The following is a 14,967-nucleotide window of genomic DNA, read 5'->3' as shown; positions in this document are numbered from 1 at the left end:
GGGTCCCGGCTGCGCGGCGGCGGCCTGGCCGGACCCCGTGCCGGCGCCGAGTGTCAGACCGATTCCCGCCGAGATCCCGACCGCCCCTGTGGCGGCGAGGAACGCACGCCGGTCGACAGCGGTGACTGCGGAGCGTATGCGTGACATGGTGGGATCTCCCCGGGTGGATACGTGTCAGCAAGCGAGCCCGGGGACGGCCCCCTGGCTACACCTGGATCGTTGACACCGGGCGTGGCCTGCGCGTGAACGAGGCTTCAACGTTTCAAGCCCATCACCGCACAGGGATCACCGAGGCAGTCCAACCGTCGCCGGGCCCTCGTGTGCCGGACCGGAAGCCGTCACTCACCGTTCACCGGGCGGGGAAGACGCGCGCCGCGTGGGGAACGCGCTTTCTATGGATCGCCTGTCAGGCCGGACAAAACGGTCGACGATCTTCCGCCATCGCCCCCAGGCCATTTTGTTAGAGGTGTTGACGAATTGCCGCGGGTGCGCCAGCATCGCAGGACTTTCCGCAGAGCCGACGGCCAACTGCCTTGGCCCGTAAAGGGAGAGCGACGCATGTCGACCCGAATCGCACCGCTGTCCGTGCACAATCCAGGAACCGGCGAGGTCCTCGGCGAGATCGAGGATTCCACTTCCGACCAAATTACCGCCGCCGTCGCGGCCGCCCAGCGCGGACAACGCGCCATGGCGGCACTGCCCGCCCATGAGCGCGCCCAACTCCTCCTGCGAATAGCCGACTTGATCGAAGCCGAGGCCGGGGACCTGGCCAGGCTGCTCGCCGCGGAGAACGGCAAGCCGGTCTTCCAGACGGTCGAGGAGGTGAAAGCGGCGATCCGGATCTTCCGTGGCTTCGCCGGGGAGGCGACCCGGCTGTTCGGCCGGCAGATTCCGCTCGGCGCCGTACCGGGCCTGGAGCGCCACCTCGCCGTCACCGTCCGCGAGCCGCTCGGGCCCGTCGCCGCCCTCGTGCCGTTCAACTACCCCGTCGAGCTGTACGCCCACAAGGCGGCGGCCGCGCTCGCCGCGGGCAACGCGGTCCTCGTACACCCGCCCGTACGCTGCCCGCTCGCACTGATCCGGATAGGCGAACTGGTCGCGCGCGCCGGAGCGCCGGACGGCGCACACCAGTTGCTCACCGGCGGGGTGCACATCTCCCAGGCCCTGGCGAGCAGCCCGGACGTGGCAGCCGTCAGCCTCACCGGATCCACGGTGGCCGGACGCGAGATCGCCCGCCGCGCCGCCGACACCCTGAAGAAGGTCCACCTCGAACTCGGCGGCAACGACGCCCTGATCGTCTGCGACGACGCCGATGTGGAACAGGCGGCGCAGGCCGTCGTCCTCGGCAGGCTCGCCAGGGGCAACGGCCAGATCTGCTGCGCGGTCAAGCGGGTGTACGTCCAGGACGGCGTGCACGACGCGTTCGTGGACGCGCTGCTCGACGGCGCCGCCAAGCTCACCGTCGGCGACCAGCTCGCCGACGGCACCGACGTCGGCCCGCTGATCAGCGAGCAGGCGGCCGAGCGGGTCGAGGCGGCCGTCGCCGCGCTGGTCTCGGACGGCGCGCGCCAGGCGGCCGGCGGCGCGCGCAGGGGCGCCTTCAGCTCCCCGGCCGTGCTGGTCGACGTACCGAACGACAGCCCGGCGCTCGCCGAGGAGATCTTCGGCCCGGTCGCGCCCGTCGCCCGCTTCTCCGACCCGCTCGACGCCGTACGCATGGCCAACGAGTCCCCGTACGGGCTCCAGGCGGCCGTCTTCACCCGCGACATCGGGCGCGCCTTCAGCCTGGCGAACCGCCTCGACGTCGGCGGTGTGATCATCAACGGCTCGACGGCGCTGCGCGCGGAGAACCTCCCCTTCGGCGGGCCCAGGGACACCGGAGGCTCCGCCGAGGGCCTGCACGACACGGCCCTGGAGTTCACCCGGCAGAAGACCATCGTCGTGATGGAGGCCTTCGGGTGACCAGCACGACCCGGCAGGACCCCGCGGCAAGCCAGGACCGCACGGCCCTGGAGATCCGCGGGGTACGCAAGTCGTACGGCTCGACCGAGGTCCTGCACGGTGTGGACCTCACCGGGAAGGCCGGTGAGGTGCTCGCCGTCGTCGGCGCGAACGGGGCAGGCAAGTCCACCCTGATCAAGATCCTCGCCGGCGCCGAGCGGATGAGCGCGGGCGAACTGCGGCTCGGCGGCGAGCGGGTGGACCTGCGCTCACCGCACGACGCGCATCAACACGGCATCCGCACCGTCCACCAGGAGCTGACCCTCGTACCCGAACTCTCGGTCACCGAGAACCTCCTCATGGGCCACTTCCCCCGCCGCTTCGGACTCATCGACCGGCGGGCGGCGCACGCGGCCGCGCGCGAGCTGCTGGAGTCCGTCGGGTACGGGGCCGTCGACCCGCGCACCAAGGCGGGCGCGCTCACCGTGGCCAGACAGCAGATGGTGGAGATCGCCAAGGCGCTGGTGACCGAGGGCGGCGAGCCGAAGGTCCTGGTCCTCGACGAGCCGTCCGCCGTCCTCGCCGGCGGCGACCTCCAGGCGCTGTTCGCGCTGATCCGCCGCCTCCAGGAGCGCGGCGTGCTCATCGTGTACGTGTCCCACCGCCTCGCCGAGATCACCGAACTGGCCACCTCCATCGTGGTGATCAAGGACGGCCGGGTGGTCGCCGAGACCACCCCGGACCGCACCGACGAGAACGAACTCATCCGGCTGATGGCGGGCCGGCGGCCCGGACAGCTCTACCCCGGACGTCGCGAGGAGCCGGGCGAACCGCTGCTCGCCGTCTCGGAGCTGGGCAGGGCAGGGGAGTTCCAGGACATCTCCTTCATCCTGCGGGCCGGTGAGATCACCGGACTGTTCGGTCTGGTCGGCTCGGGCCGCAGCGAGCTGGCGCGCTGTGTCTTCGGCGCCGAGCCCGCCAGGTCCGGGACCGTCACCACACCGGACGGCGACGCCACCCGCTTCCGCAACCCCCGCGCCGCGATCGCCGCCGGACTCGCACTCGTCACCGAGGACCGCAAGCGCACCGGCCTCGTCCTCGGTCTGACGACGGCGGAGAACATCGGCCTCACCACGCTGCGCACGGCGACCAGAGGCCCGTTCCTCGACACCGGCAGACGGCGCCGCGAGGTCACGGAGATGGTCGAGCGGCTCGACATCCGCCCCGCGCACTCGGCGGCGCTGCCCGTCCGCGCGCTGAGCGGCGGCAACCAGCAGAAGGCCGTACTCGCCAAGTGGCTGCTCACAACGCCGCGCGTGCTGCTCCTCGACGAGCCGACCCGGGGCGTGGACATGGCCACCCGCGCCGAGATCTACCGGATGCTCGACGAACTCGCCCGCGCGGGAATGGCGGTGCTGCTGATCTCCTCGGATCTCACCGAGGTGCTGGGCGCCACCGACCGTGTGCTGGTGATGCGGGAGGGCCGCCTCACCGCCGACCTGCCATCGGACCGTACGACCGAGGACACCGTCCTCGCCCACGCGATCGGACACGCAGCATGACCGGACAACTCACCGAGCCCGCCGAGCCCGCCGAGCCCGCCGAGCCCGCCGAGCCCGCAGAAGCAGCCGGAAAGGACGGAGGAGCGGCGGCGGCTGAGCCCGGGCCGTCCCGCCGCCGCCTGCCCCGGCTGGTCGTGGCCGGGCGCGACATCACCCTGGAGGCCGGGCTCGCCGCACTGCTTGTCGTCTTCGTCATCGTCGCAGGATCCACCACCGAGGCCTTCCTCACCGAGGGCAACATCACCAACCTGCTCAAGCAGATGGTCACCACGGGGCTGTTGGCCTTCGGCATGCTCACGGTGATCCTGACCGGCGGCATCGACCTGTCGGTCGGCTCCGTGGTCGCCTTCTCCGGCATCGTCGCCGCCGGACTCTCCGCCGGGCTGCCGGTCCCGCTCGCCATGCTGGTCGGGGTGGCGTCCGGCATCGGCTTCGGCCTGGTCAACGGGGTGCTGGTGGCGCGCTTCCAGCTCGCGCCCTTCGTGGTGACGCTGGCGGCGCTCACCACCATCAGAGGGCTGGCGTTCGTCTACTCGGAGACGCCGGTGGCGCCCGAGAAGGAGGGTTTCTTCAGCCTCGGCTCCACCACCCTCGGCCCGATTCCGGTCACCACGCTGATCATGCTGGTGGTGTTCCTGGCCGGCGGGGTCTTCCTCAGCCGTACGCCGGCGGGCCGCTCGCTGGTGGCGATCGGCGGCAGCGCCGAGACCGTACGGCTCGCGGGCATCGGCGTACGCCGGCACATCGTGCTGGCGTACGCGATCAGCGGCGCCTGCGCCGGGCTCGCCGGGGTGATCCTCGCCAGCCGGGTCGGGATCGCCCAGCCCAGTGTCGGCACCGCCTTCGAACTCGACGCGATAGCCGCCTGTGTGATCGGCGGAGCCAGTCTGGCGGGCGGCAAGGGGTCGGTACGGGCCACCTTCGCCGGCGTCCTCGTACTCGCCCTGATCAACAACCTGCTCAACCTCTACGACGTGCAGAGCTTCTGGCAGCAGGTGCTGAAGGGTCTCATCATCGTCGCGGTCATCCTCGTCCAGCGCACCGGCCGGCTGCGTCCGGTCACGGGCGAACAGATTCCCGGAAAGGCAAAGCTGTCATGATCATGAAAAAAGCAACCGGTGTGCTGGTGGCCGGAGCCGTCGCCGTGGTCCTCGCCGGCTGCTCCTCCGGCGGCGGTGGCGGCGGCAAGGGCGACGGTTCGTACACCGTGGGCATCGCCAACTTCACGCTCACCGGGCCCTACTTCATCGGCATGGACAAGGCCATCAAGGCCGAGGCGAAGAAGAAGGGCGTCGAGATCGTCAGCACCGACGCCGGCGGCGACGCGGCCAAGCTCGCCTCCAACGTCGAGGACCTGCTGAGCAAGGACGTCGACGCGGTGATCATCTCCGGCGGTCCGCTGGAGTCGGCGCCCGCCGTACTCAACTCCGTCAAGGCGGCCGACAAGCCGGCCGTGCTGGTCGACCGCAAGTTCCGCACCGGTACGTACAGCAGTTGGATCGGCCCCGACAACGAGGCGATCGGCAAGCAGAACGGCGAGTTCCTCGTCAAGCGGCTGTCCAAGGGCGGCACGGTCGCCGTCGTCAAGGGCGGCCCCGCCGACAACACCATCGGCCTCGACCGCACCAAGGGCGTCAAGGCAGCGCTCGCGAAGGCCCCCGGGATCAAGGTCGTCGAGGCCCCCGACTACGGGGACTGGAGCACCGACGGCGGGCTCAAGGTGATGGAGAGCCTGCTCGCCTCGCACTCCGACATCGACGCCGTCTTCTGCGAGAACGACGCCATGTGCCTGGGCGCGCAGCGCGCCATCAAGGACGCGGGCCGGCAGGACAAGATCGTGCTGGCCGGGGTCGACGGGCAGGCCGAAGCCCTCAAGGCCATTCTCGACGGCACCAACTACCTGGTCACAGGCCTCAATGACGCCGATGTCATCGGCAGTCTCGGCCTGGACAGGACCGTGGACATCCTCGACGGCAAGAAGACCGAGAAGGACACGGTCGTTCCCTCACCGAGCGTCACCAAGGAGAACGCGCAGAAATACTACGACCCGAAGGGTAATTTCTGATGACCGGAACCCCACCGAGCACCGGCACGGCCCCCGGCCCACGCGGCGCGCCACGGCCCCACCGCACCCGCCAGTACGCGATCGCCGCACTCGTCTGCTGCGCCCTCACCGTGCCGCTCACCCTGGGCACCGCGTCCGCGTCCGGCGGCGCCCAGGCGGCCGGCCCCGCCGGGGGTACCCAGGCGGCGAAGCCTCCGAAGGCCCCGCAGTGGAAACTCCTGCACTCGGAGGACTTCTCGAAGAAGCTCGACCCCGGCAAGGCCGCCTGGTCGAAGGAGACGTACGCCCAGCCGTTCGACACGATCATGGACGACAACGGCAAGTGGTACCACAACGACTACGGCGACGACTGGGACGCGGCCTTCAACTCCTTCGCCACCTACCGCAAGGAGTTCAAGGTCGGCGACGGCGGCTGGCTCACCGCCTCGCTGTCCGGCCGTGACTCCGACAAGGACGGCAAGGTCGACAAGGAACCCTCCATCACCAACGGTGTGGAGGGCGGCGACACCGTCGCCGAACTGAAGGTGCCCGACCTCACCGGCGGCGCCATCTTCCGCCCCACGCAGGCGCTGCCCGAGCAGTACCGCGTCGAGTACAAGCTGAAGACCATCGACTTCGGCGGCAAGCGCAACGGCACCATCGACTACGACAACAAGATCAACGGGTACACCAAGGACGGCTGCAAGACCCAGCACCCGTGGGGCGAGGGCTCCAACAGCCCCGGGTGGGAGGGCGACGCCTCGGCTCCGTACTGCGAGTGGCAGGACGTACGCGAGGGCCCGTACGGCTACAACGGCTACCACTACCTGTCGATCGTCGACTTCACGAATCCCGCGCCGCGCAACAACCACTTCTGGCACTACCGCCGCAAGGTCCTGATGGACGGCTTCTACGTACATCCCGACCGGGCTGCGGCGGGCGGCGGCGGCCGGGTCTGCGACTCGAACACCAACACCTACTACGACTACAACGACAGCAGCTTCAACACGGTCAACATGTGGATCAACGGACTGCCGAACTGGACGCCGGGCAAGGGCGGCCTCGCCGGTAACTCGCAGTGGTTCATGACCAGTTGCTCCGGCGGTGCGGCCGAGCAGCAGCTCTCGTCGGCGGCCGAGCTACAGCCCGAGCTGATGCCGAACCAGGACTACACGTTCGCCATCGAGCGTGACTCCACCGGCTACACGCTGGAGGCCAGCGGCAACTTCGCCCGCGTCGGGCAGAAGACGCTGCGTTTCCACCGCAACTTCGTCGTCGACAACGTGCCGATCTGGCACTACAACGTCAAGGCGAGCGAGTACGACGGCCGTTTCAACAACACACTCGTCCAGAACGACAACAACGGCAGCGCCACCTGGCCCGACCAGTGGCCCAAGGGCTCGGCGTACCCCGACTCCTTTGTCATCGGGGACCTTTACACCAATGTCTACGAGGGCGACGCGAGCCTGACGGACATCAAGCTGTTCGTGCCGAAGACGAAGAAGTAGCGGGAAGGGCAGGGAAGGCAGGGAAAAGCTCCAGCCCCTCTCACTGTCCGCCCGTCCGCCCGAACGCCTCAGCCGCGTCCGGGCGGACGGCCCAGTTCCAGCTCAGCGAGCCGCCGCTCGAGATACCGGCGCTCCGCGTCGGTCGGCACGAGCGCGAGCGCCTCGCGGTAAGCCTCCGCCGCCCGATCCCACCGGCCGAGGCGGCGCAGCAGATCGGCCCGGGTCGCGGCCAGCGGGAAGTAGCCCGTCAGCTCGCCCTCCCGGATCAGCGCGTCCACCAGCGCCAGCCCGGCGGCGGGACCCTCGGCCATCGCCACCGCCACGGCGCGGTTCAGCTCCACCACGGGGCCGGGTGTCATCCGCGCCAACTCGCGGTACAGCAGCGCGATCTGCGGCCAGTCGGTGTCGGCGGCCCGGGCGGCGGTCGCGTGGCAGGCGGCGACCGCCGCCTGTACCTGGTACGGACCCGGCCGCCGCGCGAGCAGCGCGTCGTCGAGCACGGACAGGCCCTCGGCGATCACGTCCCGGTCCCACGCCGTACGGTCCTGCTCCTCCAGCGGTACGACGACCCCGTCGGCCCCCACCCGCGCCGGGCGCCGTGCGTCGTGCAGCAGCATCAGCGCCAGCAGGCCCCGCACCTCGGCGTCGTCCGGCAGCAGCCCGCTCACCACCCGCGCCAGCCGGATCGCCTCGGCCGTCAGCTCCCGCCGTACCGGATCGGCGCCGCCCGACGCCGAGTAGCCCTCGTTGAAGAGCAGGTACAGCACGGCGAGGACCGAGGCCGTCCGGCCGGGCAGCGCGGCGGCCGACGGCACCCGGAACGGGATGCCCGCATGGCGGATCTTGTTCTTCGCACGCACCAGCCGCTGCGCCATGGCCGGTTCGGACACCAGGAAGGCGCGGGCGATCTCCCCGGTGGTGAGCCCGGCGAGCGTCCGGAGGGTGAGCGCCACCCGCGCCTCGGGCGGCAGCGCCGGATGGCAGCAGGTGAAGATCAGCAGCAGCCGGTCGTCCGGTACGCCGGCGTCACCCCCGGGCCCCCCGGCGTCGGCGGGCCCGGGGGAGTGGACGGGCTCCGGCATCGCCGCCACCTTCCGCAGAACCTCGGCCTCGGTCTTCGCCCGGCGCAGCCGGTCCAGCGCCCGGCGGCGGGCGGTGGTGGTCAGCCACGCGCCCGGCCGCCGCGGCACCCCCTCGTGCGGCCAGTGCTCCAGGGCCCGCGCGAACGCCTCCTGCGCGCAGTCCTCGGCCAGGTCCCAGTCACCGGTGTACCTGATCAGGGACGCGACGATCCGGCCCCACTCGTCCGCGTACACGGCGGCCAGGGCCTCGTGCGTGGCGCTGTCGCCCCGGCCCGCGCCCGTACCGGCGGTCAGTCGGTCCAGAACGGTCGCACCTCGATCATTCCGAAGCGGGCCATGGGGTGCTTGGACGCGACCTCGATCGCCGCGTCGAGATCGGCGCACTCGACGATGTCGAAGCCGGCCATCTGTTCCTTCGTCTCGGCGAACGGCCCGTCGGTCAGGAGCAGCGAGCCGTCCCGTACGCGTACGGTCGTGGCGTCCTCGGCTTCCCGTACGCGGGAGCCCGTCAGCCGTACGCCCTTGCCGTCCATCTCCTCGGCCCAGGGCGTCGCGTCGAGTTCTCCGGGACCCGCCTCGATGGGGCCGTCCGTGCAGATCAGCAGCAGATACTTCATTTTTTCCTCCTGAGGCGTGGTTCTGTGAACCGGTCTCCATCGTTCTCATCCGTACGACGCACGGCACAGGGCCGGATCGACAGGACCGGCGGAAAACAGTGGAAAAAAAATTGGCCGGCATCCGGTCCGCATAGGTCGGGCCGCAGGGGGCACACGAACCTGCGACCCGAGTTCGCGGCCTCCCCCCGGCCGTTCGGGCTCACGGCCCCGCCGGCACTCCCCCCCTTTGCCGGCGGGGTCGCCCCTTGCCCGGCCGGGCTCGGGCGAAACAGCCGTACCGGCACGTCAGGCCCGTTGACTCAGGAACGCGGGCAGGGCTCCGAGCGCGGGGGAGGTGCCGAGCGAGTCCATGGCTTCCGCCTCGGCTTCGATTTGGCTTCGATTTCGGGCACGGTGAACGGACTCCGTCCGGTCGGGGTGGATGCGGGAGCGCCCGGCCGTGCGCACCTGGTGAATCGGCGGGCCGGGGAATGTCCGCACACAGTGTACGAGCCCGGCCGAGCCCGGCCCCGGGCCCGGCCCGTCCGGCCCGGCCCGTCCGGCCCGCTCCGTCACTTCTTCCCGACGAACTTCCTGGCCAGCTTGTCCCCGAGCAGAATCGCTTCGCCATGGCTCTCGATGGGGGAGACCTCGCTGCCCTTGAAGAGGATGTACGTCACTCCCGACGCGGCGCCGCCGAGGTCGGGGTTGGAGGGGATGCCCAGGCCCTCGGCGGTCGCGTACGACGCCTCGCCGATGATCCCCGCGGGTCCGGTGTCGCCCACGACGGCGTACTGCACACTGTCGCCGTGGATCACGGCGGCGACCCCGCCGCCCTTGATGTTCGAGGACCGGTAGTCCCAGTTCTCGCCGGCGCCCGGCACGACGATGTACGGCAGTTTCTCGGCGTTCAGCGGCTTGCCGTCGGACTGCGAGAAGGCGGTCATGCTCTGGAACGAGTCGTCCGTCGTCGGGTTGCAGCGCGCGGTGGCCTGGCCGTCGCAGTCGATGTCCAGGTCGGCCTTCCAGAACACGGCGCCGTCGGCGCCGCAGACCGGGACGGCGGCGGCGACGCCCTCGTCCACGCTGTACAGGCCCTTCGAGACCGGGTCACAGCCCTGGCCCCCGGCCTTCGCGAGCAGCTCAGCGGCGGCCACCGAACCCTCCTGACGGGCCGGCACCTTCTTCCTGACCGCCCGGTCCCGCTTCCCGGCCGATCCGCCGGAGGACCGGTGCCCACCGGAGTGCTCCCCTCCGGATCTTTTCCTGCCGGGTTTCTTCGCGCCGGGTTTCTTCCTGCCCGGTTTCTCCTTGCCGGTTCTCTTCCCGCCGCCGTCCTCGCCGCCACGCTCCGCACCGTTCGCCGGCCCGGGCGTGCCCTCCTTGGCGGGCGCGGCGGGGGTCGGCTCCGCCGAGGCGGTCAGCGCCGTGACGGGAAGAGCGACAGCGGCCAGCAGTACCGTGCCGACGGCAGCGGCGAATACGTGGGTGCGGTTCACTGGATGGATCCCTTTCCTGGACGGCGTGCCGGGACGGCTTGGCCTGAGCGGCCTTATCGGGGCGGGCGGCGGGGGCCGGATATGTGCTCCGTCAGCCGGTCGAGGAAGATCCGCTGACCCGCCACCAGCCGCCAGGCGGCGTCCGCGGGGGAGAACCAGGCGACCCTGTCCACCTCGGGGAATTCGACGAGGTCACCCGAACCCCGCGGCCACTCCATCCGGAAGGTCCCCGGCACGGCGGCCGCCGGGTCGAGGTCGCCCTCGACGGTCCAGACCGTGACGGTCTTGCCGCCGCGCTGACGGGAATCGCCGAGCGGAATCCACGGCCCCTCGGGCGCCGGCAGGCCCAGCTCCTCCTGGAATTCGCGGCGGGCGGCGGCCGCCGGCCCTTCGTCGGAGCCGTACTCACCCTTGGGGATCGACCAGGCGGCGGCGTCGCGACCGGCCCAGAACGGCCCGCCCATGTGCCCGACGAGCACCTCGACACCGGTGTCCCTGACCCGGTGGAGCAGGAGCCCCGCGCTTCGCTTACCCGACATACCGTCAAGTCTGTTCGAGCGCCAGGGGCGTCGCCCGCGTTGTTGCGCCGTCCGGGGCCGGGGGCCGCCCGAGGCCCCTTCAGGCCCCCGAAAGCACTGCGGGGCCCGGCCTCACGAGGAGGCCGGGCCCTGCGTGCGCTCAGGTACTCACGCGTTCACGCGCTGTTCTCCGGTCAGGGGAAGGAGACCACGTTCGACGGAACCGTCGAGGTGCCCGACGTACCGGCACCGGTGCTGTTGATCACATGGTTGTACTGGCCCATCCCGCCGAGTGACACGACCAGCAGGTCATGGAACTTCACACCGGATTTGACCGGTGCCTCGAATCCATGGTCCTGACGGATGTTCGGATCGGCGGTGTAGTTGCAGTAGCTGCCGAGCGCCCATCCCTCATGGGTGGTCACCGAGTCGTCGACCTTGTAAGCGGCGAAGCCCTGGACGCTGCCGTTCTGGATGGCCGCCTGGTTGGGGGCGTCGTACGCCTTCTCGTTCTGGAAGAAGATCGTCTTGCCGTTCTCGCCGCTCCACCGCACGTCGTACTTGTTGAAGTGTTCGACGAACAGGCCGGTGGCCAGCACGTTGTCACCGTTCACCTGGAGCCCGTAGTCGGCGCGGTTGCTCTCCCAGCCCGCCCCGGCCCCGTGGTCGGCTCTCCAGATCCAGGTGTGGTCGATGATCGTGTCGTTGCTGTTGATCTCCATGCTGGTGGTGGCCTTGGCGGGACCGGCGCCGCCGATCCGTACGAAGACGTCCTGGACCGTGGTCGGGTTGGCGGCGTGGCTCGCCGCCGAACCCTGCGGTCCGACCTGGAGCAGCACCTGCGAGTTGACGGTGCCCGCGTCGATCAGGAACCCGGCGAGCTTCACACCGTCGACGTCAGCGACCTTCATGGCGTTGACGCCGTTGTCCGGGATGATCGTGGCGTATCCCAGACCGAGGACCACGGTGTTCGCCCTGGTCACATTGATCGTCTGGTCGACGTGGTAGATGCCCGGGGTGAAGATCAGGTTGAGGCCCTGGGCCAGTGCCGCGTTGATCGTCGCCGCACTCGCTCCCGGCTTGACCACGTAGAACTGGTCGAGCGGCAGCGACTGACCCTGCGGGGTGCCGTTCCACGAGACGCCGCGCGCGTTGGTGCGCTTGGCGGGCACGAACACCTTGTAGGCGTTGCCGTCCAGGTACAGGAACGGCTTCTCCCGCGAGACGGGCGTGTTGTTCAGCGTGGTGTACGGCGGGTTCGGGAAGGTCTGGGCCGGAGCGCCCTCGACCCCGGAGAACGCCATGTTCCACACGCCGTTGCCCCAGCCGCCGATGGAGCTGTCGCGGGTGTACCACTGCTGCTGGGAGTACGGCGAGACCGTACCGTCGATCTTGCTGTCGGCGATGTAGCCGCCGCTCGCCCAGCCGTACCCGTTGGGCGCGAGGTTGAGCCCGCCCTTGACGTGCATACGGCGGAACGGCGCCGCCTGCGCGACCGCCCAGCGGTCGGTGCCGTTGACCGGGGTCAGGGCCATGTTCTCGGCGGAGCGCCAGAAGTTCTGGGTCGCGTTGCCCTGGAACCAGCCCGCGTCCACGGTCACATCACCGTTGATGTTGACGTCGTCGGGCTTGAGCCCGAGACCCGCGATCGAGGTGTAGAAACCGAGCTGCGCGTTGATGTTGTTGTACGTGCCCGGCTTGAAGAGCAGCTCGTAGCGCCCGGTGCCGAACTGGGCCTTCTCCTGCTGGGCGAAGATCTGGTCCAGCGTGCCCTGGATGTTGGGCGTCGACGGGTCGAAGACCTTGACGTTGGGACCGAGGTCGCCGCCGCCCTGGATCGGTCCGCCGGGATCCGTGCCGCCGCCGTCCGTACCGCCGTACACCTGGAACTCGAAGAGCGAGTATCCGTACTGGGTGGCCCGGGTGGTGCCGGTCAGGCGCACGTAACGGGCGTTGCCCGAGATGTTGAGCGTCTCGTTGCCGCCGGGGCCCGTGGTGGTGGAGTACGCCGACGTCCACGAGGTGCCGTTGGTCGACAGCTCGATCTTGTACGCCTTGGCGTACGCGGTCTCCCAGCGCAGCACGACCTGGCTGATCGCGGCCGTGGAGCCGAGGTCGACCTGGATCCACTGCGGGTCCGATGCGGCGCTGGACCAGCGGGTGCCGTTGTCGCCGTCGACGGCGCCGGTGGCGGGGGTGCCACCGTTCTCCTGGCTGGAGGCGGTCACCGGCTTCCCCTGCGAGAGCAGGGTGGGAGCGGCGTTCGCCGTGGTGGCGGGGATGAGGAGCAGGAGGGAGGCGATCAGAGTGGCCGCGAGGGTGGCGGCCAGTCCACGCCGGCGTCCGGGCGTGGATCTCCGGAACGGCGGTGAGGCGAGATGAGGAGCGTGCATGGGCATGTCTCCTGAGGTCCTGGAACACGGGCAAGGGGGTGCCGTGGAACGGCGGCGGAGAGAGCCGGAGAGAATCCGGAGAGCGCTCTCTGCGGTACCGAGATAGTTCCCCTGTGTTACGGACACGTCAAGAGTTGTGTCCGTGCTGACCGTGAACTGTTCCGTGCGGACAACACATCATCGACAGCCCACGGCCGTTGTCATGATTTGTGCGGTGTATCGCCAGGGTTTTGTTTCAGAGCCTGACGGCTGATGCCTCCGGCGGCTGTCCGTCGCGCCGGGTTGGCCGACTCCACGAGCCTTCCCCCGTAAGGGAGTTGATCCGTGCGGGTCGTCCTGCCCCGGCGTCCCGGGCGGCGTCCGCCGTTTAGAGTGACCGCATGTGGTCGAATGGCGGAGCTCTCCTGGACGCGTACGACGATGTTCGTGCGCGGCTCTTCGTACGTCTCGAAGGGCTGACCGACGACGAGTACCTGTGGGAGCCGGTCCCCGGCGGCTGGTCGGTGCGGCCCGGCGCCGACGGTGTGTTCCGGGCCGAGAAGATCGAGCCGGATCCCGCCCCCGCGCCGTTCACGACCATCGCGTGGCGTATGTGGCACATCGCGGTGGAGTGCCTGCACGTCTATGTCACCACGGCCTTCGAGCGCGTCGAGATCTTTGAGTGGCCCGGCGCCGCCGCCGTGTGGCCCGGTACGGCGGCGGAGGCCGTCGCGGCCCTCGACGCGCAGTTCACCCGGTTCCGCGACCAGATGTCGAAGCTCGACGACGAGGCGCTGGCGGGCTCCGCGGGTCCGTTCGCCGCCGAGCTGTCCGTACACACGTACGGGGGACTGCTGCTCCGCGCCCTTGACGAGAGCACCCACCACGGCGCGGAGATCGGCCTCCTCCGTGACCTGTACCGCCACCGGCCGCGTGCCCGACCACCACGGCGCGGGCACTCCTGTCAATACCCATGACGTGGCGTGTGATTGCCGATCACGGTGTCCGGGCACCCGGACTGAGGGACCGGTCGCTCACCGAGGACCAGGAAGAACGCCCCGGACCGGGGCAGGCGCCGGTGCCTCACAAGGAGAGTGGTTCAGATGCGCGGACACGGTCACGCGAGTCGCGGTGCCGGGCGCGCCACGTACATCCTGCCGGGGTCGGACACCTCGGCGCGCTGGGCGAGATACCTCACCACGGCCTATCTCGACCACGGGTGCGGCGAAAGGGTGCCGGCCGAACAGGCGGACGACGCGATTCTCGTCGTATCCGAACTGGTCACCAACGCCACCCGGCACGGCGGCGGCCGGTGCAGGCTGCGCCTGGGCGTGGATCACGGGCGGGTCACCGTGGAGGTCCACGACACCAGCCCCGAACACCCGCCGGCGCGCGTCATGCCCGCCGACCCGCTGGCCGAGGGGGGCAGGGGGATCGCGATGGTACGGGGTCTCTCGCGGCGGTTCTCGGTGCTTACGGGGCCGGGCACGGGCAAGACGGTCCAGGCGGTCCTGGCCTGCTGACGCCGGGTCCTGGCCTGCTGACGTCGGCGCTCCCGCCGCGTGTCCGTACGTCGGCCGGGGCGCGTGGGCGCCCGTCCCGGCAGGGACAATGGGGCGCGTGACCTACCGCTATCGCGTACTCGGCGCCGTCCAGGCCAGCCGCCCCGACGGCACGGAGGTGCCGCTCAGCGGAGGCCGGCTGCGGGCGCTGCTGACCGCCCTCGCCGCCGCGGGCGGGCGCCCCGTGAGCACCGGGCAGCTCGTCGCGCAGGTGTGGGACGAGGGGACGGACGCGGCGCCCGCCGACGAAGTGGCCGCGCTCCAGGCGCTGGTGGGCCGGCTG

12 protein-coding genes and 1 pseudogene are annotated in these 14,967 nt (G+C 70.4%); 8 read left to right on the top strand and 5 right to left on the bottom strand.

Translation table 11 applies throughout. From position 1 onward, the window contains the following. The first annotated feature begins 558 nt into the window (after positions 1-558). The 5 genes from QR77_RS02030 to QR77_RS02010 are packed head-to-tail and all read left to right on the top strand — an operon-like array spanning position 559 to position 7,055. A complete protein-coding gene (locus tag QR77_RS02030) occupies positions 559-1,962 on the top strand; it encodes an aldehyde dehydrogenase family protein (RefSeq protein WP_040019377.1) in 1,404 nt (467 codons plus the stop codon). Beyond that, entirely contained in the window at positions 1,959-3,503 is a 1,545-nt protein-coding gene (locus QR77_RS02025; protein ID WP_052488462.1) for a sugar ABC transporter ATP-binding protein, read from the top strand. The genes QR77_RS02030 and QR77_RS02025 overlap by 4 nt, the downstream gene beginning before the upstream one ends. Next, complete coding sequence (locus QR77_RS02020) at positions 3,500-4,603, top strand: ABC transporter permease (RefSeq protein WP_078876437.1); 1,104 nt, start codon at positions 3,500-3,502, stop codon at positions 4,601-4,603. Before QR77_RS02025 ends, QR77_RS02020 begins: the two co-directional genes overlap by 4 nt. A gap of 2 nt (positions 4,604-4,605) precedes the next feature. Further along, positions 4,606-5,568, top strand: a complete 963-nt coding sequence (locus tag QR77_RS02015) for a substrate-binding domain-containing protein (RefSeq protein ID WP_236710491.1) — start codon at positions 4,606-4,608, stop codon at positions 5,566-5,568. Beyond that, on the top strand, positions 5,568-7,055 hold the full coding sequence (locus QR77_RS02010; protein WP_040019374.1) for a hypothetical protein: 1,488 nt from the start codon (positions 5,568-5,570) through the stop codon (positions 7,053-7,055). The genes QR77_RS02015 and QR77_RS02010 overlap by 1 nt, the downstream gene beginning before the upstream one ends. 68 nt (positions 7,056-7,123) lie before the next feature. Here the strand turns inward: QR77_RS02010 and QR77_RS02005 are convergent, their stop codons facing one another. From QR77_RS02005 to QR77_RS01985, 5 genes are all read right to left on the bottom strand, one after another. Continuing rightward, a complete protein-coding gene (locus QR77_RS02005; RefSeq protein ID WP_236710490.1) occupies positions 7,124-8,371 on the bottom strand; it encodes an RNA polymerase sigma factor in 1,248 nt (415 codons plus the stop codon). Between the two features lie 56 nt (positions 8,372-8,427). Next, positions 8,428-8,754 (bottom strand): YciI family protein, encoded by a 327-nt coding sequence (locus tag QR77_RS02000; protein WP_040019372.1) that lies wholly within the window; start codon positions 8,752-8,754, stop codon positions 8,428-8,430. Between the two features lie 551 nt (positions 8,755-9,305). Beyond that, positions 9,306-10,232, bottom strand: coding sequence for a glycoside hydrolase family 75 protein (locus tag QR77_RS01995; protein ID WP_052488461.1), 927 nt, complete (start codon positions 10,230-10,232; stop codon positions 9,306-9,308). A 53-nt stretch (positions 10,233-10,285) separates the two neighbouring features. Beyond that, the gene (locus QR77_RS01990) at positions 10,286-10,771 is read right to left on the bottom strand and encodes an NUDIX domain-containing protein (RefSeq protein ID WP_040019371.1); all 486 of its coding nucleotides are present in this window, start codon (positions 10,769-10,771) and stop codon (positions 10,286-10,288) included. Between the two features lie 173 nt (positions 10,772-10,944). Then, complete coding sequence (locus QR77_RS01985) at positions 10,945-13,143, bottom strand: discoidin domain-containing protein (RefSeq protein WP_078876436.1); 2,199 nt, start codon at positions 13,141-13,143, stop codon at positions 10,945-10,947. A gap of 380 nt (positions 13,144-13,523) precedes the next feature. Between QR77_RS01985 and QR77_RS01980 the strand changes: the two genes are divergently transcribed. From QR77_RS01980 to QR77_RS48095, 3 genes and pseudogenes are all read left to right on the top strand, one after another. Further along, positions 13,524-14,099, top strand: coding sequence for a DinB family protein (locus QR77_RS01980; RefSeq protein ID WP_052488460.1), 576 nt, complete (start codon positions 13,524-13,526; stop codon positions 14,097-14,099). Between the two features lie 126 nt (positions 14,100-14,225). Further along, on the top strand, positions 14,226-14,645 hold the full coding sequence (locus QR77_RS01975; protein ID WP_052488459.1) for an ATP-binding protein: 420 nt from the start codon (positions 14,226-14,228) through the stop codon (positions 14,643-14,645). 88 nt (positions 14,646-14,733) lie between these two features. Then, positions 14,734-14,967, top strand: a pseudogene (locus QR77_RS48095) (hypothetical protein); the annotation flags it as partial.

Origin of the sequence: Streptomyces sp. 150FB (assembly GCF_000818195.1) — a bacterium.
Classification (GTDB): domain Bacteria; phylum Actinomycetota; class Actinomycetes; order Streptomycetales; family Streptomycetaceae; genus Streptomyces.
The sequence above is the reverse complement of the archived record's forward strand: the minus strand, read 5'-3'. Positions and strand labels throughout refer to the sequence as shown.